The sequence below is a fragment of the Geminicoccaceae bacterium genome (genome assembly GCA_020638465.1).
Classification (GTDB): Bacteria; Pseudomonadota; Alphaproteobacteria; order Geminicoccales; family Geminicoccaceae; genus JAGREO01.
The window spans coordinates 407,519-430,086 of sequence record JACKIM010000001.1 but is presented as its reverse complement, the minus strand read 5'-3'; the positions used below and the strand labels follow the sequence as shown (position 1 = coordinate 430,086).

Here is a 22,568-nt window from a genome sequence, read left to right as displayed (position 1 = left end):
CCATGGATATCTACCACATCACCTGCGACCTGCTGCCGGGCGTCGCTGCACATGATTTCGCATCGGCCGTCGATGCCTGGCTCGGTCATCTGCGCCGTGAGGGGGCCATTCACGGATGGCGCCTCACCCGCCGCAAGCTTGGCCTCTCCAGTCTCGATCTGGGGGATTTCCACATCATGATCGAAACCCGCGATCTGGCGCAACTCGACAACGCCTTCGCCGTCGCTGCCCGCAACGATCAACCCGCCGCCAGCCTGCATGCGGCTGTCTATGGCAAGGTGGCAAACCTCGGATTTGCGCTATACCGGGACTTTCCGGATCGCCTTTGACGAATATCGGATATCTTGGGAAGGTGAACCGTTTTGAATTTTGGTAAATCTGTGATAGTCTCTAGTTCGATTAATCAGACAATCGATACTGGAGACGGATCATGAACCGTCAATTTTTGGCTGGCATCTTCCTGATTGTATTGTTGATGGCCGGAAGCGGGCTGTATTGGGCAAGTCCCGGCGACGGGAGTTCGGTGGACGAACTGAACCAGCAGAACTGTACCGAAACGAATACCTGCCGCTGACTGGCGGCAGGCTGGTTCTTTCGGTTTTCCAGCGGGAATGATGTTGTTCATGACCTGATCTCCTGTGCGGGGTGGCAGGTGTATCATGGGGTTTCCTCGAACTGACAGGCGGATGATGCGGTTCGGTCGCAGCATCATCCTGATTGCCTGTCCGATGTTGTTGTTTGCCGTTGTTGCGGGTGAAATGCGACACGCTCGGGGCCAGACGAGCTTCGACGAACGGCGCGTCCGGTTGAAAATCTGTTCCATCCTCGGTCGTAAGGTGGCTTCCTGCCCATTCGATATTTCCATTCAGGGAGGTGCCCTGACGATCGATTCGGGGTCGGGCGGTCGTCGTTTCCCTGAAATCACGGACGAGCGTAACGCAACAGCCTGTCTTTCATCGAAGGATGGAGCAGCACCGGTTGTTCCCGACAGGGGCATGGCGGGCATGGCCAAGCCATTCCTGTACAATCGCCAGATCGTGAAGCTCATCGAACGTGGCGGGGTTGTCGATCGTGCTCCGGTAACGACCGTGCATTTCAGGAATTTCCGGGTCGGTCCTCTCCAGCAGATAGACTGGTCGGTCGTGGACAAGGCGATCTTCTTCGAGAAGATCGACTTCATGGCCGGGCTCGGCACGACGGGCGAAGGTGGCGACCTGCCGGTATCGCGCCACTTCCGTCATGTTCAATTCCCCAAGGGGATTGGCATCAGGGACAGCTATTTCGCCGAAGGCCTGCATATCGACCATGCGTCCTTCGGGGCATTCCTGGAAATCCGGGAGTCGCAGTTCCAGAGCAGTTTCGATCTTCTCAATTCGACCATCGGCGGGGCGGTGCTCTTTGAGGGCAACCGTTTTTGCGACATGCTCCGGATCGAGAATGTCCGTTTCGGCAGAGGGGTCAATTTCGCCAGGAACAGGTTCGTCGATCCCTCGCGGAAGCCTGACCGTGAGTTCGACGGGACCAGGGAAAGCCAGCTGCGGATGCGCGAAACGCATATCGTTGATGGGCTGGTTCTCGAGCATAACGACTTTTTTGCGCGGGACAGTGTCCAGGGAAGAAGCTGGCCGGCGTTCTATGGGCAAAAGCTGGTTGTCGAAGGCAGCGATATCCTGATCGATGACAATTTTTTCGACCAGACCGTCTTCTTCATCGATGGGGATGCAAAAAGGCTCAGTGTATCGAACAACAGGTTTTCCAGCCTGCTGGCGATAGAAAATAATAATCTGTTCAATATATCATTATTCAAGAACGAATATCGTGGATATCTTGTGATAAAAGGAAACATATTTTCCACTTATCTATGGATCGACAGGGATAGGTATCTCAAGGGATTCAGCGGGTTCGAGGTCAGTGGTAACCAGATCAACGGCGATCTCCTGATTTCCCCCTACAACCTGCCACCGATGATCGTGTCGAGCGATGCGTCCGGTACCGAGGTGAAGCGGAGGCCGCTTCTTGACCTGACCTACAACCGTCTTCGAGGCCCGGCGGAAATCTACCTGCCGCGGCTGACATCGGCCGATTTCCTGACACCTGTCGCCTGCGGGGACATGAAATCATCGGAATTCGAGGCGGCATGGCCCGGGATGCCCTGGCCCGGACGAATAAAGCTCAATGGCACGGTTCTCGATACGCAGCTGAACATTCGCGAGAGTTGCCGGTGGAGTGACGACTATCGCCTGGAACAGATCGTCAGGCTGGTCGACGAAAACGGCCGGACGCATCGGGATTTCTGGCTCAGGGATCTGAGCCGGACACTGGATCCCCGCAGACCTGGCTGCAACAGGCGCATCGAGAACTGGTCCGGGAAGCGCACGACGCTGGACCTGTCGGAAGCGAGGCTTGCCGTCCTGAACATCGAATTGCCGATGTCGGGGTGTGAATGGGGATGGACGGGTGTGGGGCTGGAATTCGACCAGCTCGGCGATGTCTATGGCCGGGAAGCCGACCGGGGTTTCACGGGGCAGGATGGTCGGATCGGGTCTGCCGGAGGAATGGCGGTGAACGATATCGACGTCATTACCGATGTCGTCCGGGCATGGCGGAAGATCCTGATCGGGAACGACAGCCGGAACAGTCACGACCAGTACCAGATCCTGATCATGCTTGCGGATTATCTGTTCAGCCGGGGTCGGCTCTTCGAGGGCAGGGAGCTCAAGGAGGAGGCCAAGGAGATCATCTACGAGCCGGTTTCGGAGTGGCCGGGCTGGCCGCCCATCCGCCGTTCGTTCGATCTGTTCAGGGAAGCCGGTGCGACGGGCCTGGATGACGGGCCGGCTGATGCCGCGAACGGTCAATTCTGTATCGGCGCTGGCGAGACCGTCGGTTCGTCGCCCTTGTGGTGCTGGTTCAAGGCTGCCCGTCGCTGGGTGGTCGAACGGGTGCGCTACGGAGCGCTCTGGCCGTCGAGCTTCGGCACCAATCCCGAATATGCGATCATGTTGCTCCCCCTTCTGATCCTGTTCGCCTGGTGGACCCTGTTGAGCTACCACTACGGGTTATGGTGCGTTTTTCACAGACCATGCGCTGTTCTTTTGAAGCTCTACAGGGACACGCGTGGCTATATCCGGCCTGGAAAGACACGGGAGGATGAAGGGGACCCGTCATCCGGGTTTCGGGATTTCCGGACGTGGGACCGGCAGCGCAGGAAGCTGGAGTCGATGCCTCTGTCGGAATTCGGGGATGGTCGTGCAACCCGGGTACAGGGATTCAATGCGGTGGATGCCGACGATCGCGGACGCGGGTTCAGTCTTCTCACTTACGCGTTCGATGTCTGCCTGCCGGCGGTTTCCCTGGGGCATTATGGAGTCTACAGCGCCCAAAGCCGGTGTGTTCGCGCATTCGTATATGTCATCCACCTGGCGGCATGGTGGCTGCTGACCCTCTTCTTCCTTTCCACCATCTTCGTTTGACGAACAACGCCCAAATGGTGGGGGAGGCTGCGCGTACCGCCTGCCGCTTGTCCACGCGGCACCGGACGCTCTGCCGGCAAATGTGAACGACGGTCGCAAAGAACGGTCGCGCCGCCTTTCTTTCATTGGCGGCGCCATGGATCCAGGATGCTTTTTACAGCCTGTCAGACGATTTTCTGTCCGGTCGATGCCCAGTCCTTGACGAAGGCTTCGAGGCCCTTGTCGGTCAATGGATGCATGGCGAGCTGGTGGAGGACCTTGGGGGGCAGAGTGGCGACATGCGCTCCCATCTTGGCCGCGTCGATGACATGGTTGGGCGAGCGCACGGAAGCGACCAGGACCTCGGTGGTGATGGACGGGTACTGGCTGTAAATCTCGACCACATCGGCGATAAGCTGCATGCCGTCGATGCCGATATCATCGAGCCGGCCGACGAACGGCGATATGAAGGTTGCACCGCATTTCCCGGCCAGAAGGGCCTGGGCCGGGGAAAAGCACAAGGTGACATTCACCTGGGTACCTTCGTCGGAGAGAGCCTTGCACGCCTTGAGGCCATCCCAGGTGAGCGGCACCTTGATGCAGACATTGGGGGCAATCTCGCGCAGGCGGCGGCCCTCGGCGAGCATTCCGGCAAGATCCGTGGCGGCGACTTCCGCACTCACGGGACCGTCGACGATCGAGCAGATCTCTTCGACGACCTCGATGAAGTCGCGTCCCGTCTTGGCGATGAGGGTCGGATTGGTCGTCACTCCGTCGACAAGGCCTGTTTCGGCAAGTTCGCGGATCTCGTTGACATCACCTGTGTCGACGAAGAATTTCATGTTTCCTCCGATACCCGCAGCAATGCCCGATACCGACACCCGCCTGCGGGGCTCTGGCTATGATCTGGCGCTGAGGCCAGCTCGTTGAAGTCAGTGGGCGTAATGCTGCTTCGGCTTGTAGTGACCCTCCTCGATCTCGTCAAAGATCTCGCTGACCTGGGGGTGGCCTATCGGGCCTCCGGTTGCATCGTCCCGAAGATTCTGCTCGGAGACATAGGCAATATAGTAGGCCTCCGAATTTTCGGCGAGCAGATGGTAGAATGGCTGGTCCTTGCGGGGACGCATGTCTTCGGGAATGGACTTGTACCATTCTTCCGAATTGCTGAACTCCGGATCGACGTCGAAAATCACACCTCGAAACGGGAAGATCCGGTGTTTGACGATCTGGCCGATGGAAAAACGCGCGTTTCGTTCGTTCATGTGCTCATCCTGTCCCACGACACCCGAAAGGCCGGCATGCCGGATCACGCGGAACACCCCTTTCGACGGGCATGTCCCTAACCACAGATATGGTACGAACGTTCCGCTTCTCCAAGCCCTTCGAAAACGGGATACCGTCCACGACCCCGTTCGTCAGTCCTTGACGGTGAGGTTCCGCAACAGGCTCGAGGTGTCCCAGCGACCGCCGCCCTGTTGTTGGACCTGCCGGTAGAACTGGTCCACCAGCGCGGTGACAGGCAAGGCCGCGCCGTTGTTGCGCGCTTCCTCGAGGCAGATACGCAGGTCCTTGCGCATCCAGTCGACGGCAAAGCCGAAATCGAACTTGTCTTCCACCATCGTCTTCCAGCGGTTCTGCATCTGCCAGGATCCGGCAGCACCACCGGCGATCACGCCAAGCACCTTGTCGGTGTCGAGACCGGCCCGCAGGGCGAAATTGCAGGCTTCCGACAGGCCCTGAACGAGACCTGCAATGCAGATCTGGTTGACCATCTTGGTAAGCTGTCCGGCACCGATATCGCCGATCAGGGTGATCGTGCGACCATAGGCCTGCATCACTCCTTCCGCACGGGTGAAGTCGACGATGGCACCGCCGCACATGACGGAAAGCACCCCATTCTCCGCTCCGGCCTGACCACCGGAAACCGGGGCGTCGACGAAGCCCACTCCCTTCTCGCTGCACGCTGTGCCGAGTTCGCGGGCAAGCTCGGCCGAGGCGGTGGTGTGATCGACGAGGACGCTGCCTTCCTTCAGGCCGGCAAGGACGCCATCCTCCCCGTAGACCACCGAACGAACGTCATTGTCGTTGCCGACGCACATCATGACCAGTTCGCTGCCTTCGGCAGCCTCGCGCGGGGTCGCCATGGCCTGGCCGCCGTGCTGTTCCCGCCATCGGACGGACTTTTCACCGGTTCGGTTCCAGACTTTCACGTCATGACCCCTGGCTGCCATATGCCCGGCCATGGGATAGCCCATCACTCCAAGACCGATGAATGCCGTCTTCGCCATAGCCATTTCCCCCGTGACTTGAAGATGATCGTGTCGTTGCGTCCGCGGAAGCTACCTCCCGCACGCGCGGGCGGCAAGCCTGCGACATCCGAGGTGTGGTTCTTTCCGACTCGTGGAAGTCACCGGCCACCACCATGTGCCCGATGGCAATCGTCCATGTCCGTCCGTCATCGGGGTCAGGCGGCCTTCACCTCCTGAATGAAGTCGTGGATGGTAGCCGACAGGTTGTCGGTCTGGGTTCGCAGATCGCGCGCCGCCGTTTCGACGGTACCCGCTGCCATCATGGTGGCTTCGACCGTGCCCGACAGTTCCTCGCCATGTCCCTGGAGGGACCGGGCGCCGTCTGAAACTTCGTGAATGTTGCCGACGATCTCGTGCGTCGCCGCGGCCTGCTGCTCGGCGGCGCTGGCGACACTGATGGCGATCTCGGTGAGCTTCTCGATGACACCCGCAAAACTGTCCACGGCATCGGCTGTGGCCCGGGTGTTGCTGCCCATTGAGGCGATATGCTCCTCGATATCGCGCGTGGCGGTCGCCGTCTGGTGAGCGAGCGCCTTGACCTCCGCGGCTACCACGGCAAAGCCGCGGCCGGCCTCGCCCGCACGAGCCGCCTCGATGGTGGCGTTGAGCGCCAGGAGATTGGTCTGTTCGGCGATGTCCCGGATGAGGCTGACGACCGCGCCTACCTGCTGGGCCGAGACCTCCAGATTCTGGAATGTCGAGCGTGTCTCGTTGATCTGGGAAGATGCCTGGATGACGATCTTGCGCGACTCCTCTATGCGCTCCGCTACCTGGCAAACGGTGGTATCGAGTTCCTCCCCGGCTCCCGACATGGCGGCAGCGTTCGATGCGGATAGCTGGCTGGCCTCGGCCACCGACCGGGTCGCTTCGCTGGCGGCCCGCATGGACTGGAGCATGGTCACCGATGAGGTGTTCATGATCTCCGCGCTGCCGGCGAGCTTCTCGACCACGGCCATCACCCGCCGTTCCAGGCGTTCCTCCAGTTCCTGGATCTTTGCCGAACGTAGCCGGAACTGCTCGACGGCCTGGGCAATGCTGCTGAATTCGTCCCGGCGACCGGTTCCCGGAACGGCAAGGTCGAGCTTTCCGGCACGCACCTTCTCGAAGGCCGCGACAATGTCGCGAATGGGCATGGTCATGCTGTTCGTCATGGCCCAGGCGAGTATCAGGCACAATGCCAGGGCCACCAGCGTGCCGGCAACGATTCCGACTCTCGCGACCGAGTAAATGGCTGTCATGTCCGCCTCCTGATCGGCAACGGCGGTGCTGAGTTGCCGTTCGAACTGCATCATGCTCGCGTCGAGTTGTTCGCGGCCGGCAATCTGCTCGGAAACGGTGCCTGCCAGGTCACGGATTCCCTGCAGATATCGTTGAAGCAGCACGCTCATCTTGTCGGAGAGTGTGGCCACTTCCTCCAGGTCGTGGGTCGATGCCTGCTTGATGAGCGCACTCATGGCCGCGCCTGTTTTTCCTGCCAGAATGCCTGACCGCCGCTTGAACGTTGTAATGGTGTCGGCTTCGCTTTCGGCGATCTGCAGCGAAAGGCGGTGGGCATCGGTGCCGAGCAGTCGCAGGGTCGCCACCAGGTCCATGGTATGGCGGTGGATGGAGAGTGCGTTACGGGCGGCATCGCTTTCCCGGAGCCCGCGTTCGACGCTGTCCAGTTCGTTCTTGGCGACCGATGCCACTTCGTTCGCGATCTCCGTGGCATGGCCGATCGTCTGGTCGCGGAGGCGGTCAAGGCGGGCCTTGGCATCGCTGCGGGCACGCACGGCACGGTACAGTTCCGCCAGCTCCTTGCGGTAGGTCTGGGCGGCATTCATCATGGCCTGGACGTTATGCGCGCCCGGTTCGCCGGGAAGGGCCTTCTTCAGCTTCATCGCACCGATGAAGACGCTCTTGACGGCCCCGGAAAGCTCCTCCTCGTGGATCGTGTCACCGGTGGCGACAAGTCTGGCCTCGGCCAGCCGGGCCTTCTCGATCTGTCTCATGACTTCGCCAATGCGCAAGGCAAGGTCGAGTCGTGTTCCGGCATCAGTTGTCGAGGCAGGGCCTCCATCGGCGGCGACACCGGAAAGGGCCTCGCCTGCGGCCGCGAAATCATGGGCTGCTCCGGCGAGTACCGACTGCTTCGCTGCCAGATCGACCTCTATGGCGTCTACGGATGCGAGCAGGTCGAGCAGGTCGTTCAGGCCCGTACGATAGGCCGAGAGATTGGTGGCGATCACCGTCACCTGCTTGCGCGTGTCGTCGTTCGCGGAGAGTTTCTTCAGGCGGAGGGCCGAACCGAACAGATCGTTGATCGACGACTTGATGTCGGGAGCCAGGTCGAGATTGTTCGTTGTCAGGATCTGGAACAGCGTTGCCTTGGAACGGATGCTGCTCTCCAGCATTGCCTGGGCGATATCGGCGATCGAGCGGGATCGTGCCGCCGTGTCGGCAAGCTGGTGGTCGAGATTCGAGCTCTCGTCGAATGCCGCCTGCTCCACATCGTCGATGCGGCTCATGAGCGTGTTGAATTCCTGATTGATCCCGTCGATCTTCGCATGTCCGGCCCGCACGGCGCGTTCCGCGGCGATGATGTTGGAAACCGATGCAACGAGCTGTTCGCCCAGATCATGCAGGTCTTCGATGCCGCCGGCATTCACGGCATCGACAACGGCGCTGCGCAGCCCGGCGAGGCTGTTTTCGGCTTCGGTCGCAACCTCATCTCCCTTGCCGCCGACATAGTCCTTGGCGAGGCTGGACGTTATTCCGAGCTGCCTGGTCAGATGGCTCATCTCGATTGTCGTCGACACTCCGGTATTGAACTTGAAGAGCGCGGCGAGCCCGAGACTTCCCACCGCGACCAGCAAGGCAATGATCAGGGCGAACGCTCCGATCAGGCGTGTGCCGATCCTGTATTGACCTAGCCATGTCGATATCCTGCTGCTCATGCTCGCGTCCGGCTCCTGCAATTTTCGACAGGGTACGCGATGAAATCCAACTTCCGGGTTAATTGCCCACTGATTTTGCGGGACTTAAATCGTGAAAAAATTATTTCCATATTCTCCCATGAGTTGATATTCTCAGATATCGTTTCCTTGCAAGGAGAGTATGGTCATGCTGTTCCGGCTGACGGACCGACCGGTTTCCGCCTGTGCCTTCCTCGTTGCGCTGATGGCCGCGTCGCCGGTCATGGCCAACGAATATGCCCCCCAGATCCAGCGATTCGTCGAACAGAAAATCAGACCCTGGCTCAGGGACCCGGCTATCGTCGATGCGTTGCGAAAGCAGAATGCCGAACATGCGGGACTCGATCAGGCAGGGATTGAATCCCTTGATGCGACATGGCGTTCGGAGGCGGAGCAGGGGGATGGACCCATGATCCGCGACATTTTATCGCGCCCGATCTCGAAAATTCTCGTCCAGCGCAAGGCCGAATCCGGTTCCCGCATCACCGAAATGTTTCTCATGGACGATCGCGGGTTGAATGTCGGTCAGAGCGACATCACGAGCGATTACTGGCAGGGCGACGAGGCCAAGTGGCAGAAGACCTATCAGGCCGGAGCCGACGCGATGTTCATCGACGATATCGAGTTCGACGACTCGACCGAAATGTTCCAGTCGCAGGTCAGTGTCAGTGTGGCCGATCCCGAAACGGGCAAGGCCATCGGTGCCATCACCGTTGGTCTCAACATCGAGCAACTCGAATAGCGGGGCTTCCTCGGCTTCCCTGATCGATACCCATCGTATTCGCGCAGCATCATGACCGATCGTGCGAAGCCAGGCGTTCGCTTGTCGGGCGGGCCGGACGGTGTCGGGGAGCATGGCGGGCCATGGCCGGGATGGTGATGACCCGTGGCTCCCGGAACCATTCCGTGCCGCGTCCGGCCTGCCCGACAATCCCGTTTCGGTCATTGTTGTGTCCCGATCAATGGACTCCGGTTCGTGACGGTTCCCTTTTGGAATATACTGGCATGGTGAGTATGCCAAAATTATAAGTTGAAATCTTGAGATGCAAATTCTCGTAGACCAGTCATTTCCATGGTGGAAGATCTCCCGTTGAGCAGACCATGAATCGACGCCTTCACATGGACTTTCGGGAGGTGGATGCCGGATCGTACAACAATAGAACTATTTGACCATCGGTTACTGTCTTGCGTTATCTGTAATCTTCTGATGAGTTGGAAGTCATTCGCCGGTTTCCCGTCGAAAACCGTCGAATGAACAGTCGGGGGTTCATGGACGGTCCGAACGATCGCCATGAAGCCTTGGGGGGAATCAAGAAAAGTCGGAAAGCATCATGGCAAGCAATGCGTTAAGGACCGCAAACGGAACCGTCGAGACGACCCGACCGGCGACCGGCGAACATCAGGGACGGAACGATCGGGCGGCAATCTGGGTCGACCGGATCGGCACCACGATCCTGGCCAGGACGTTGCGGAAGATTGATCGTGGCAGCCTGTCGCTGACCATGCCCGATGGCAGCGTCGAGCGGATCGAGGGACGGGAAGCGGGGCCGTCGGCAGTCATGGAACTCAGGCGCGGCCGTCTCATCTTCCGCTATCTGCGCAACGGGGCGGTCGGTTTTGCCGAAGGCTTCATCGCCGGCGACTTCGACAGTCCCGACCTGGCGGACCTTCTCCATGTGCTTGCCAGCAACCACGAAGCATGGCGCAAGACCTATTACGGTCCGTGGCCGTCACGGCTGGTTCGATGGTACCAGCACTGGCGCAATGACAATTCCACAGCGCAGGCGGAGCGCAATATCCATTCGCATTACGATCTCGGCAACGAGTTCTTCTCCGCATGGTTGGATCCTTCGATGACCTACTCCTCGGCCCTGTTCGAAGCCGGGACCGCCGATCTTGAGGCGGCGCAGGAGGCGAAGTACGAGCATCTTTGCCGGATGATCGGCCTGAAGCAGGGACAGGAGGTGCTGGAAATCGGCTCGGGCTGGGGCGGTTTCGCCTTGCATGCGGCCCGTCATCACGGGGCGAAGGTGACCAGCCTCACCATTTCGCGTGCGCAGCATGAGCTGGCCTGCCGGCGCGTCCACGAAGCGGGACTGGGCGAGCGCATCGACATCCGCTATCAGGACTACCGCGATCTCGACGGGCAGTTCGATGCGATTGCCTCCATCGAGATGTTCGAGGCGGTGGGCGAGCGCTACTGGCCAGCCTATTTCGACAAGCTGTCACTGTGCCTGAGGCCCGGAGGCCGTGCCGGTTTGCAGATCATCACCATCGCCGATGCCTATTTCGATAGATACCGCCGGACCGCCGATTTCATTCAGCGGTACATTTTCCCCGGTGGGTGTCTGCCTTCGATTTCGGCTCTTCGCCGGGAGTTCGAGAAGGCCGGCCTGAGCGAGAAGGGCCTGTACGCTTTCGGGCTCGACTATGCCCGAACATTGCGGATGTGGAACGAGCGATTCCAGTCCGTGTGGGATGATCTCGGTCCGCTCGGATTCGACGAGCGCTTCAAGCGCATCTGGCGCTATTACCTCGCTTATTGCGAGGCAGGGTTCAGAACGGGTTCCACCGATGTCGTCCAGGTCGCCCTGGCCCGAAGCTGACGATACGTTGCCGCATGGGCGTCGGCGAGCCGGCTCGGGCCGATCACGTCACATGGGTGTCGGGGGAGCGAGTTCGCCCAGTCGGGCCTCGATGGCTGTCCGCAGGGGCTGGGCGCTTTGGGCTCCGACGGCCTCGCAGGACAGGGCACCGGCCACGGCCGCGCGATGGAGTGCTGCATCCAGCGACATGCCTTCGTCCAGACAGGCGGCGAGAACGCCGACGAAGGTGTCGCCCGCACCCGTGGTGTCGACGGGATTGATGCGCAGTGCGCCGACCTTCAGTCCGCCTCCGGCGGTCAGGGCCATGGCTCCCGCACTGCCGAGCGTGACGACGCAGGTCAGGTGGTGGGTCGTGGCGAGCCGTCTTGCGAGTTCTTCAAGGGGCGTGTCGTTGTCGCCGGCGACCATTCGCGCCTCGATCTCGTTCACCACGAGCACGTCGATGGAATCGAGCGTGGGCGCCGGAACCCGGCACGCCGGAGCGAGATTGAGGATCGTCCGGGCGCCGTGGGCGCTTGCCCGTTCGAGAATGCGGAAGGTCTCCTCAGGGCGAATTTCATTTTGGCAAAGAACGGTGACACCGGGATAAAGACGCTCGTCGGCAATCTGCTCATGACTGGTATCGAGATTGGCGCCGCTCGCGACGATGATCACGTTTTCCCCATTCTCATCGATGCCAATCACGGCGATTGCCGTGGGATTTGGCGATGTGGCGAGGCCATCGATCTTCATGCCGGCCGCGGCGAGGATGCGCCGCAGCTCGGGCGCATGGCCGTCATTCCCCAGGTGGCCGATGAACGAGACATCACCGCCCGCCTTGGCGGCTGCGGCCGCCTGGTTTGAACCTTTGCCGCCGGGCGCCATCTCGTAGGAAGGGCACAGAACCGTTTCGCCGGGCGCCGGCAGGGTCTTCACCTTGAACAAAAGGTCAGCATTGACCGATCCCAGCACCAGCAGCATGGCCTTCCCCTTCGCATCGTTGGACGGGGCGTGATTATCGACTCCAGCATCCCGCTGTCCAGTCCTGTCGTCCGCAAGCGCCCGATGGGCAGCGATCATTCAGAACAATTGCGGGAAGGCGTCGAGAGGTTGCGGTCGGCCGAGGAGAAATCCCTGAACCTCATCGCAGCCGAGGCCGGCCAGCAATGTCAGTTGCTCGGCATTCTCCACACCTTCGGCCGTTGTCGATTTGTGCAGGGAATGCCCCAGCCCGACGATGGCGGAGACAATGGCTTGCGAGTGGGGATCGACGCTGAGCTGGTTCACGAACGACCGGTCGATCTTGATGCGTGAGAAGGGGAAACGGTTGAGATAGGCCAGAGATGAATAGCCGGTGCCGAAATCGTCGATCGACAACTGGATGCCCAGCCCGGCCAGTCCTTCGAGCTGCTGGCCGACAAGGGCCAGTGCCGGGTCGAGGAACAGGCTTTCCGTGACTTCGATTTCGAGACGACCCGCAGGCAGGCCCGTTTCATGCAGGACATTCTTGACGAAGTCGACGAAATCGGGATCGCAGCGCAACTGGACGACCGAGGCATTGACCGAAAGGCGAACGCGGCCGCCTGCATCGGTGCGTTGAACCAGTTCCCGGCAGGATTTGCGCAGCACCAGCCGTCCCAGTTCGCAGATCAGCCCGGTTTCCTCGGCAAAGGTGATGAACGCTCCGGGTGCCACAAGCCCTCGCTGTGGATGCCGCCAGCGTACCAGGGCCTCCAGACCCGTCATCTGGCGCGTGTCGATTTCGAAGCGCGGTTGATAGTGCATTTCGAGCTGGTCGGTCTGGAAGGCGATGCGAAGTTCGCGTTCGAGCCACAGGCGCTCGCGTCCGTCGATCGAACTGGTACTTTGATGGAAGACAACGTCGTTGCCGCCAATTTCCTTGGCGCGCTGCAAGGCACCATCGGCATGGCGCAACAGTTCGTCGGCGTTTTCGCCATCACCGGGGAACAGTGCCACACCGATACTGGCTCGCAGGTGCAATTCTTCCCCGTGGACCATGATCGGTTTGGCGATAATGTTGCGATAGTGGACGATTCGCTCGTTGGCCTGATCGCGTGTGGCGACATTGTCGAGCACCAGGGTCAGTTCGTCACCACCGGTGCGGCCCAGGCGATCGCCCGGAAGGCTGCCTTCGACCAGCCGGTAGCACAGCTCGAAGATCACGTGGTCGCCCGCCGTGTGGCCGAGGGCATCGTTGATGGCCTTGAAGCGGTCGAGATCGAGAATGGCGGCGGCCGATCCGGTCTGCCTTGCGTCAGGACGCGAGATCATTTTGGTCAGATGCTGCTCGATGGCCTGGCGGTTGGCGAGGCCGGTCAGCGAATCGCGCAAGGCCCGCTGGTTGATCTCCTCGACAAGCTGCCGGTCGGCTGTGACATCGGTCAATGCGATCACCGCATCCGTCCGGTCGCCGTTCATGATTTCGCGCCGACGGGTACGAAAGATGCGGCGGCGGCCCTCCCGGTCCTGAATGGTGAGGTCTGAATCGTCATGCAGGTCCGTGTCGGGCAGCACCTCGCCGATATCGACGCCGACAACCTCGCGGTCGGCGGACCCCAGAAGATCGATGGCTGAATGGTTGGCATAGTTGATCCGGCCATTGCCGGCGGTCGTGATGACGGCATCCGAGATCGCCTCCAGCGCCCGGTGGGCCCGTTGGGCGGCAAGTGCGGAGCGCCGATGCCGGCGGATCGAACCGATCACGCCGAACAGGCCATGCGTTGACAGCGTGATGGTCGTGGGCACCACGACCGGCAGCAGCAGTTGCAGGCCAAGAACGCTGGTGATGGCCAGCAGCAGGCCGACCGCCAGCGCGATGACGGCAGCCGCGAAACCGTGGCCGAGGAGCATGAACGGCAGCAACATGATGATCGTCAGGCCAGTCGCGAGTGCTGTCGGGGCCTGCGGTATCCATAAGATGCGTCGTTCGTCGAGGCCCGCCAGGGCGAGAGTCTGGGCAAGGCCGGTCGAAACGAAGTCGGGCGTGTTGTAGTAGCCGAGCCAGACCTTGTTGGTCATCCCTTCGGCCGTCTGGGTGACGATGACCATGCGATTGCGCAGGCGGCTGGTATGGAATGTGTCGCTCAGCAGGTCGGTAACAGGTATGACGTCGATGTCCCGCAGGTCGCGGATCGGCGGCAATATGCCAACGAGGCCCCGCGGCATTGTTGTTTCGCTGCCGCCGACGCCGAGTGTGACACGAGCCAGAGAGCCGCGGCTGATCTGCCGGGCACGCATGTCCGGGTCCAGTTCGATCTGGGCATCCCCCAATGTGACGGCGGCATCGGCGAGTTCGGGAAAGGGCATCACTTCGAAGGGCGTGCCAAGCGGGTCCGTTGTTTTCGGCAGGGTCGCAAGGGCGACGTTGCCAGCCCGGCGAACGGCTTCGACCAGTGCTTCGTCGCCATCCGGATCATTTTTCGAGCGTTCGGCGAAGACGATGTTGACACCGATCGAACGGGCACCGTTGCGGGCGATGCGGTCGATGATCTCCGCGTGGAGCCCGCGCGACCACGGCCAACGACCGAACTCCTCCAGGCTGGCATCGTCGATCACGACCATCGCGACATCGTGGAAATCGGGAGAGGGCGAAAACCAGGACAGGCAGTCCTGTCCCCAGAGTTCCTCGCGCTTGATCAGGCCGAACTTTACCAGGGTGGCTGCAAGGCAGACTGCGAGTAGGGCTATCGGCATTCGGTCGCGGAAGCCGGAGCCGAATTTCATTACAGGAAGGCCAGCAAGGCCAGGAGAGGGATCAGCGGCCAGTAGGGCCAGGGCTTGAGTTCGACCTTGCGCGACGGACCGAACCCGCTCGTATAGCCATCGTCCTCATAGCTGAGAATGCGCACGTGATACGTGTCGGGAACAAGGCCAACCAGGGATATTACGGGTTTGTCGACAGTTCGATCCTCGACGATCGACGTGAAGTCGCGATCGCGTGCAACCTGATAGCGAAAACGGCGGCCATCGGTCGGCAGGTCGAGGACGATACGGCCATCCTCGACATCGAAATCGGCCAGTCGCGGATCGGGGGGCGGCTGCTGCAGCCTGTGGGTGAACATCGCCGCGGTACTGAAGGGGCCCTGCTTGCCTGCGCTGTCGATCGAGGCGACCCGCCAGTGGAACGGGCCTTCATCCATCTCGTCCAGGTCCAGCACCGCTGATGTCAGGCCGGTGACATCCCTGATCGGTGACGAGAAGTCAGGCGTGTCCGAAACCTGCACGCGATAGGTCGTCCCATCCTCCCGTGGCACCCATTCCAGATGTATCCGATCGGTCCGGATCGTCGAGCCCGGCGTGGGCTGGATGAGGTCCGGAGCCACCGGATGGGCATCGACGACGACGGTCCATCGGGCATCGTATCCCTCGATGTCGCCCTGGCTCACCGCGCGCGCGAACCAGATAGGAACCGTCCCGGAGGTTTGCCGCGTCGACGAACGGTTCATCGCTCACAAGGTCGAGAAGGGCCGCCGCTGGGCTGTCGGAACTGGCGACGATGACGTGATAGCGAACAGCGCCCTGGACCGGTACGACGGTCAGTCTGACCGGCAGCGAGCGAACAGGTGTGTCGCCCGTGACCGGTACGGGGGCGGGAAGTAGTGGCGAGGGCGGCTCCGCTGCCTGTCCGACATTCGCTGCGGTGCCAAATCCCTTGTCGACGCTGGCCGCCAACCCCGCGGCCTCGACATGGACCGTTCCCGCCAGAACCTCGGTCGTGCCGCGGTCCTTGCCACCGACCATCCCGGTGCGGATCTGCGTGCCGCGTATGGCCGAGATCAGGGCCGGGGACTGGAAGTTGAACCGCGAGTCTCGGTCCTGTTCCTTCACCACCTTCGCATCCAGCCGGCCGCTTTCGAGCCGTATCAGCACGTCGGCGGAACGGGTGCCCTCGAACGTATCCAGCTTTTGCAGCACGACACGGGATTTTTCGTAGATGGACACGGTCGAACCGTCGACGAAGGTCAGTTGTACCGAGCTCTGGTCTCCGGTCTCGATCATCTCCCCCGCATCCACCGAGGCTCCGGCTTCGAGCGGGTGCCGACCCTCGGGACCATCGGCGAATGCCGTGCCTGACAGTGCCGAAATCGTCGCCGGCCCGGGGCGGCGACGAAGCCAGTCGCGCGGAATACCAATGACGGTACCCGGCGGTATGGCTCTTGGTTGAGTGATATGATTGCGCTCCTGGACATCCGGCCAACGATGCCAGTCGACAAGCAACCGCCGGCTGATCGTCCAGATATTGTCGCCAGGCTTTACCTCATAGAGCCACAATGACGGGTCAACTTTCGCCGTCTCCTGCGCAGTGGCCGAAATCGGCGCTGCCCATAAAAGGAATACCACCAGCAACGATAGACGATGCCATCGCGCACACGAAATCATACGACTCGACCCGACGTGGTTGAGGGATGTTCATTGTTATAAACTTTCTAGTTTTATAGCAGTGTGTTCGGAAATCTCAATATGATTTGATCAAATAGTAAAAAGGCCGTCGTGAATTTTCACAACGGCCTTTCATTCATTTCCGGATTGCGAGAACCCGATAAATTTCAGTTATATAAGACTCGAATCCTTTTATTGGAGCCCTACCTGCCTTTGCACACCAAACCAGTTCAAAAATGCGTGAAACAACCTTAACGCTTCGAGAACTGGAAGCTGCGGCGAGCCTTGCGACGGCCATACTTCTTGCGCTCGACCTGACGGTCGTCTCGGGTCAGGAACCCCTGAGCCTTGAGGGCAGGGCGCAAGGATGGATCCTGCATGGTGAGCGCACGGCTGAGGCCATGGCGAACCGCACCGGCCTGTCCGGACAATCCACCACCCGTGACTGTGCAGATAATGTCGTACTGGCCAACACGGCTGATCGTCTCGCAGGGTTGGGCAATGATCATCTGCAGCGTCGGACGGGCGAAATAGGCCGGCATCTCGCGACCATTCACCGTGAATCTGCCGCTGCCCGGCTTTACCCAGACACGAGCCACCGACTCCTTGCGGCGACCGGTGGCGTAGGACCGGCCAAGACTGTCGATCTTGGGTTCGGCAATGGCAGCCTGATCCTGCGCCACGCCGCCCTCGTTGAGCTGGGCGAGTTTCGCGAAGGCCGATTCGGTTTCAGCCATGGACGGCCTCCAGCTTGCTGTTCTTGGAGTTCATTGCGGCGATATCGAGCTCCTTCGGCGTCTGCGCCTGATGGGGGTGCTCGCCGCCCGCGTAGACATGAAGCTTGCGCATCACCTGACTGCCCAGCGGCCCGCGCGGGACCATGCGCTGGACCGCGAGCTGGATGACCTGCTCCGGACGCTTGCCAGCCAGCATCTTGCCAGCCGTCGATTCCTTGATGCCGCCCGGATAGCCGGTGTGCCGGTAATAGGTCTTGTCGGCCAGCTTCTTGCCGGTCAGGGCGATCTTTTCGGCATTGATGATGACGATGTGGTCACCGCAATCCATGTGCGGGGTGTACATGGCCTTGTGCTTGCCGCGCAGACGGTTGGCGACGATCGAAGCCAGACGCCCGAGGACAAGGCCTTCGGCGTCGATCACGAACCATTCCCGCTCGATGTCGCCGGGCTTGGCGCTATATGTCTTCATGGTTTTCCCGGGCTCGTCCAGTGGCCTGTGGTTCCCACTATTCGTCGAACCCAGGACCGACAAAAAATTTGCGGGCACCGTCAGGCACCCGTCAGCGGTGCGCATCTCTAGTCGCAGGGGCCTGTCCTGTCAACGCCCAATCCGGCTCCGCCACCACCGTATTCCGGCAAGGGCGAGCATGGCCAGAAAGGTGATGTTGGCGAGGATGAGCGTCATGCGGATGCCGAGACCGTCGGCAATGCTTCCCAGTGCGAGGGCACCCAGCGCGGGCGCTGCCCGCATCGTCAGGCCGAAGAGACTCATCACCCGCCCGCGCAGCTCGCTCGCGACCTGCATCTGCATCATGGTTTGCGCCATGACGCCCGAACCGACAAGGCAGATCCCGGTCAGGCCGACCAGCACCATCGTCACCGCGAATGACGGCGCGGAAGCCACGGCCAGCACCGAGACCGCACCGGCGGCGAGCCACCAGGCCAGGGCCATGACGGAAGGGCCGCCATCGCGCGACGCGACGATCAGTCCACCGACGATTGCGCCCAGTCCCAGGGACGCGCTCAGCATGGCCAGACCCGATGCACCGCGGCCGAAGACACCGTCGGCCAGTGCCGGCAGCAGTTCGCCCAGGGGACGGACCAGCAGCGCGCCGGCAATCACCAGCAGGAACAGGACGCGGAGGGCGGGGGCATCCAGCACGTAGCGAAGACCGTCCACGATCTGCGTGAGAAACCGGCCCCGCGCCAGCGGTTGTTGCCTTTCTGTCGGAACCAGCGTCGAAAGGGCCCACAGGAAGGGGAGAAAGGTCAGGGCGTTGACAAGGAATGTCCAGGCCGTGCCGAAGCTGGCGATGAGAAAGCCGGCGACGGCGGGGCCGACGAAACGCGCGGCGTTGAACACCATGCTGTTGATGGCGATGGCCGGGCCGAGATGTGCATGGGTGACCAGTGCCGGAATGATCGAAAGTCGTGCAGGCTGGTTCAGTCCGACCAGTGTTCCCTGCAACAGGACCAGTGCCAGGAGCCAGCCTGTGTCGAGATGACCGCTGGCCTCGGCCAGCCACAAGGCCAGGGCGACACCGAACATGGCGACCTGGAAACGCATGATGAGCTTCCGCCGGTCGTGGCGGTCGGCCAGGACGCCGCCCACGGGGCCGACGATCAGGGCGGGGAACAGTTCGCAGAACGCGACGAGGCCCAGCAATGCAGCACTTTGCGACAGGTCCCATGCGATCCACGCGGTGGCCGTGCGCTGGATCCAGTTGCCGACGAGGGAAATGCTGTTGCCGGCGACGTAGCGACCATAGATCGGTTCGGCGAGGGTCGCGCGCAGGGCGCGAAGATTGCCCGCAGCCGTCATCGCTCCTGGTCCGGGGGGATCGAATAGGTCCCGGTCGCGTGGGCGACGGCTTTGTCCGAATGCTCGCTTTCTATCGTGACCTCGCCGACGAACAGTGTTCGTCCGAGCTTGAGATTGCGGCCGCGGGCGATCAGGGCGCCCGGTTGCGGCCTGCGCAGGAAGTGAATGTTCATATCGGTGGTCACGGCCAGCGAAACGGCGCCGATCATCGACAGGCAGACGCCGTAGAGGGTGATATCCGCAAGGGCCATCATGGCCGGGCCGCAGACCGTTCCGCCGGGCCGCAGCAGCAGGTCCTTGCGCGGCAACATGACATCCACGCATCCATGCTCGAAGAGCAGCACCGAGAAATCGAGTTGCCCGACATAAGGCACACCCTGGGTGGCCAGTTCATGGAAGGCTTCCGGCGTCATCTTTGCAACAGGCATCTATCGTTCCCCGTGCCGGGTCGAACCACCCTTGGAGGTGATCGAAGTTCGCGGCACGTCCGTCAAGTCCGCAGAACCTCCGCACCGGGCGGATTTCTGTCAGGCGGGAAGGGGTGCCCGGGTTGATATTACCGGACCGGTCATTGTCCCTTCGTCATGGCGAGGTATGCCCCGGATCCCCGGCAGCCGGTCGGGGGGATGGGGATCATCGCCGCCTCGTTGCTGCCACCAATGCCTCCGTCACCGTCCTCAGCAGGGATGGCCGCAGGCACCACAGGGTACCGGTGAACACCGATATCCCCACCGGGATCTCGCAGGCAAGATGCAGGATCGCAGGAAGGTTCGCCGGGAGGCTGGAACGAAGGACGATCACGGCGGCGGTCATGAGGGCTGCCGCCAGCCAGACGGGAGCCTGATGGCGAGCCAATGTGGTGAGGTCGACGCCGATATCCTTCCTCAGGAGCCAGAGCGCGAAGGGGGTTGCGACGATGAACGCCGCCGCGATGCCCAGGCTGGCCGAAATCAGCCCGAAGGGAGCAGTGATCGTGACGAACGATGCCAGGAGCAGGGCAATCAGCATCTGGATCTTCAGGGAGCTGCCCGGATGTCCGAACGATGTCAATATCTGGCTGGTGGTCGATGTCATCCCATTGAGGATGCCGATGGCTGCCAGGATTTGCAGAGGCATGACGCTGCCGCGCCAGGTCTCGCCAAACAGCAGCATGATCAGGGGATCCGCGACGGCGGCCAGTCCCCAGAAGCTGGCGAGCGAGACCAGCGCCGTCATGTCGAGGGTCTGCAGGCTGGCCCTGATCTCCGTTTCGCGCTCTCCCTGAAGGCGCGAGAGGACCGGCAGGGAGATTTCCCCGACGGACCAGAATGTCAGGTTGCTCAGCGCCATGAAAACCCTGTAGGCGACGAAGAACAACCCGACCTGAGATGTTTGCAGGAATATTCCCAAAATGAGAATGGCGCCGTTTCGGGAGAAGGTTTCCAGGAGCCAGGTCGCGGCGATGCGCCACGCGGCGCCGACCATGCTGCGGAGGTGCGCGAGCGGGAAGCGGAAGCTCGGCTGCCAACGGGAGAACCCGAGGATGACAGCCATGTTCATGGCGGCATAGCACAATTGCTGGGTGACGAGCGACCAGGGTCCCCAGCCGGCCAGAGCCGCCAGAACGCCTGCCATTCCACCGGCACCGATCGAGGCCAGACTGCGGATGGCTAGTCCCTTGAAGGCCAGTTCGCGGCGCATCACGGCCTGATAGATGCCCACCACGCCGAACGAGATCATCGTCGGTGCAAGCGCAAGCATGACGGGTGCAAATCCGGGCTTGTCGGTCATCAAGGCCACGGGCCACGCGACAAGGACGCACACGAGCGCCAGGCAGAAGCTGAGGCCGACATTGGCCCAGAAGGCCGCATTCAGGTGATCGTCCTGCAGATCGTTGCGCTGGATGATGTTCTCGGCAAATCCATGATAAACGAGCATCTGAAGGCCAAGGATGATCACGGATGCGATCGCGACGAGGCCGTAGTCGGAAGGCGACAGGAGTCTTGCCAGAACGATCATGAACAGGAAGGACAGGAACTCCGCGCCGGAAACCTCCAGGATCCGCCAGATGGCGCTGCGTGCCACGGCAGCACCACCGGTGATCGTCACGTTTTCCGCCCTGCGGCGCTGTTCGGTGTCCAAGCCGGTTATCCCGTTTCTTTCATGAACGCGGCGGCTCGATCAGCCCTCCGACGATGTCGGATGCTTCGCCGTTGTCGACCCAGTTGTGAACGGGCATGGCGGCGATATGCGTCACGACTGTGCGATAGGCTGGCCCCCGCAATTCATCGAGCAGGACGAGCAGATGTTCCGCCAGCGGGGGTACGAGCACCCAGCCGATCTTCCGTTCTAAGGTGTAGGCGGCAGTTGTCGTGCCGGCGCGCGCCAGCAAAGGGACGGTAAAAAAACATGACTCGTACAACCTGTTGGGTAGCAGCCATTCGGAACAATCGCCTTCCTGATAAAAGTCGATGGCCCAGGTCAGGTCGATGGCGGAATACAGTTCGGCAAGATCGTCGGGATTCCTGTACACTCCGCCATATTCCACATTGGGCCGGTCGCCGATCATCCGGCGAAATGCGTCCTCGGTCACTTCCGTGGGCTTGCCGCGGATGAGAATGCGCACATCGTCCGGCCGCGCATCGGCAATCTTCAGCAGAAGGTCGAAGCTCTTCATGCAGCGCAACATTCCAAACCAGCCGATCGTCGTCGGCCTCCCGGGTTGCACCGCCGCACCGGATGACCGCGGTATCGCCGTGAATTCTGCCGGCAGCTTGTTTTCGACCAGCAACCACCTTCCCCTAAAATGCTGCCGGGATGCAAAGTACTCCTCGATGTAACTGGGCGAACTGACGATCAGCAATTCCGTGCGTGTCAGGCAGAACCGTTCAACGAGGCGGAAAATTCTCGATGTGACACCCGTACCCAGCATCATGCGGTGAATGTCCAGGCACTCATAGGCAATGGGCAGAGGACCGTGGGAGAGCTGCCTGACCCACAAGGCGAGCAGCAACTGTTCGATATTGCGGGCAATGACGGCATCGATCGACCGGATCCGGGACCGCATGTGCCACAACCGGACCGCCCCGAGGAACAGGCGGACAACACGATCGAAATAGGCATAGTCGACGGTCCTGCCCAGGTCGATCGAGGCCCATTCGTTACCTGTCCGGCCAGGTATTTTCGTGCGGTGGAATGCCGCTACGATGAGATCGACTCCTGATGTGCGAAGAGCGCGCGCGCGATGGAGAACGCGGCTGTCGTTCGAATCATGGGCCAGGTAGAGAATTTTTGCATTCTGAAACATTGCGATCATTTGCAGGTTTCAAC

Annotated in this window: 19 protein-coding genes; 4 read left to right on the top strand and 15 right to left on the bottom strand. The window is 61.2% G+C overall.

Annotation, left to right across the window (positions count from 1 at the left end):
- Positions 1-2: 2 nt before the first annotated feature.
- Positions 3-329 (top strand): hypothetical protein, encoded by a 327-nt coding sequence (locus H6851_02005; protein ID MCB9942386.1) that lies wholly within the window; start codon positions 3-5, stop codon positions 327-329.
- 74 nt (positions 330-403) lie between these two features.
- Here H6851_02005 and H6851_02000 read toward each other — a convergent pair whose 3' ends face one another.
- Complete coding sequence (locus H6851_02000; GenBank protein ID MCB9942385.1) at positions 404-625, bottom strand: hypothetical protein; 222 nt, start codon at positions 623-625, stop codon at positions 404-406.
- A 34-nt stretch (positions 626-659) separates the two neighbouring features.
- On the opposite strand from H6851_02000, the gene H6851_01995 reads away from it, so the two are divergent.
- Complete coding sequence (locus H6851_01995) at positions 660-3,473, top strand: hypothetical protein (protein ID MCB9942384.1); 2,814 nt, start codon at positions 660-662, stop codon at positions 3,471-3,473.
- Between the two features lie 164 nt (positions 3,474-3,637).
- Here H6851_01995 and fsa read toward each other — a convergent pair whose 3' ends face one another.
- The 4 genes from fsa to H6851_01975 all read right to left on the bottom strand — a co-directional run bounded on the left by fsa (position 3,638) and on the right by H6851_01975 (position 8,697).
- Positions 3,638-4,294, bottom strand: a complete 657-nt coding sequence (gene fsa, locus H6851_01990; protein MCB9942383.1) for a fructose-6-phosphate aldolase — start codon at positions 4,292-4,294, stop codon at positions 3,638-3,640.
- Between the two features lie 90 nt (positions 4,295-4,384).
- Complete coding sequence (gene hspQ, locus H6851_01985; GenBank protein ID MCB9942382.1) at positions 4,385-4,714, bottom strand: heat shock protein HspQ; 330 nt, start codon at positions 4,712-4,714, stop codon at positions 4,385-4,387.
- A gap of 153 nt (positions 4,715-4,867) precedes the next feature.
- Positions 4,868-5,740: an NAD(P)-dependent oxidoreductase gene (locus H6851_01980; protein MCB9942381.1), complete on the bottom strand. Its 873-nt coding sequence runs from the start codon at positions 5,738-5,740 to the stop codon at positions 4,868-4,870.
- A 176-nt stretch (positions 5,741-5,916) separates the two neighbouring features.
- Positions 5,917-8,697: a methyl-accepting chemotaxis protein gene (locus tag H6851_01975; protein MCB9942380.1), complete on the bottom strand. Its 2,781-nt coding sequence runs from the start codon at positions 8,695-8,697 to the stop codon at positions 5,917-5,919.
- A 241-nt stretch (positions 8,698-8,938) separates the two neighbouring features.
- Here H6851_01975 and H6851_01970 point away from each other — a divergent pair, with 241 nt between their 5' ends.
- Positions 8,939-9,457: a hypothetical protein gene (locus tag H6851_01970; GenBank protein MCB9942379.1), complete on the top strand. Its 519-nt coding sequence runs from the start codon at positions 8,939-8,941 to the stop codon at positions 9,455-9,457.
- Between the two features lie 733 nt (positions 9,458-10,190).
- The gene (locus H6851_01965) at positions 10,191-11,321 is read left to right on the top strand and encodes a class I SAM-dependent methyltransferase (GenBank protein MCB9942378.1); all 1,131 of its coding nucleotides are present in this window, start codon (positions 10,191-10,193) and stop codon (positions 11,319-11,321) included.
- Positions 11,322-11,369: 48 nt separating this feature from the next.
- Here the strand turns inward: H6851_01965 and H6851_01960 are convergent, their stop codons facing one another.
- The 10 genes from H6851_01960 to H6851_01915 all read right to left on the bottom strand — a co-directional run bounded on the left by H6851_01960 (position 11,370) and on the right by H6851_01915 (position 22,554).
- Positions 11,370-12,380: a ribokinase gene (locus H6851_01960; GenBank protein ID MCB9942377.1), complete on the bottom strand. Its 1,011-nt coding sequence runs from the start codon at positions 12,378-12,380 to the stop codon at positions 11,370-11,372.
- The gene (locus H6851_01955; GenBank protein MCB9942376.1) at positions 12,381-15,044 is read right to left on the bottom strand and encodes an EAL domain-containing protein; all 2,664 of its coding nucleotides are present in this window, start codon (positions 15,042-15,044) and stop codon (positions 12,381-12,383) included.
- Complete coding sequence (locus tag H6851_01950; GenBank protein ID MCB9942375.1) at positions 15,044-15,544, bottom strand: hypothetical protein; 501 nt, start codon at positions 15,542-15,544, stop codon at positions 15,044-15,046. Before H6851_01950 ends, H6851_01955 begins: the two co-directional genes overlap by 1 nt.
- Positions 15,522-16,667: a FecR domain-containing protein gene (locus tag H6851_01945; protein MCB9942374.1), complete on the bottom strand. Its 1,146-nt coding sequence runs from the start codon at positions 16,665-16,667 to the stop codon at positions 15,522-15,524. The genes H6851_01950 and H6851_01945 overlap by 23 nt, the downstream gene beginning before the upstream one ends.
- 284 nt (positions 16,668-16,951) lie before the next feature.
- Positions 16,952-17,437, bottom strand: a complete 486-nt coding sequence (gene rpsI, locus H6851_01940; protein MCB9942373.1) for a 30S ribosomal protein S9 — start codon at positions 17,435-17,437, stop codon at positions 16,952-16,954.
- Complete coding sequence (rplM, locus tag H6851_01935; protein ID MCB9942372.1) at positions 17,430-17,906, bottom strand: 50S ribosomal protein L13; 477 nt, start codon at positions 17,904-17,906, stop codon at positions 17,430-17,432. Before rplM ends, rpsI begins: the two co-directional genes overlap by 8 nt.
- Positions 17,907-18,035: 129 nt before the next feature.
- Positions 18,036-19,259, bottom strand: a complete 1,224-nt coding sequence (locus H6851_01930; GenBank protein MCB9942371.1) for an MFS transporter — start codon at positions 19,257-19,259, stop codon at positions 18,036-18,038.
- Positions 19,256-19,672: a PaaI family thioesterase gene (locus H6851_01925; GenBank protein MCB9942370.1), complete on the bottom strand. Its 417-nt coding sequence runs from the start codon at positions 19,670-19,672 to the stop codon at positions 19,256-19,258. The genes H6851_01930 and H6851_01925 overlap by 4 nt, the downstream gene beginning before the upstream one ends.
- Positions 19,673-19,892: 220 nt before the next feature.
- Positions 19,893-21,380 carry a lipopolysaccharide biosynthesis protein gene (locus H6851_01920; GenBank protein ID MCB9942369.1) on the bottom strand — a complete coding sequence of 496 codons (1,488 nt, stop codon included), beginning with the start codon at positions 21,378-21,380 and terminating at the stop codon, positions 19,893-19,895.
- A 19-nt stretch (positions 21,381-21,399) separates the two neighbouring features.
- Positions 21,400-22,554, bottom strand: a complete 1,155-nt coding sequence (locus tag H6851_01915) for a hypothetical protein (protein MCB9942368.1) — start codon at positions 22,552-22,554, stop codon at positions 21,400-21,402.
- Positions 22,555-22,568: the final 14 nt, after the last annotated feature.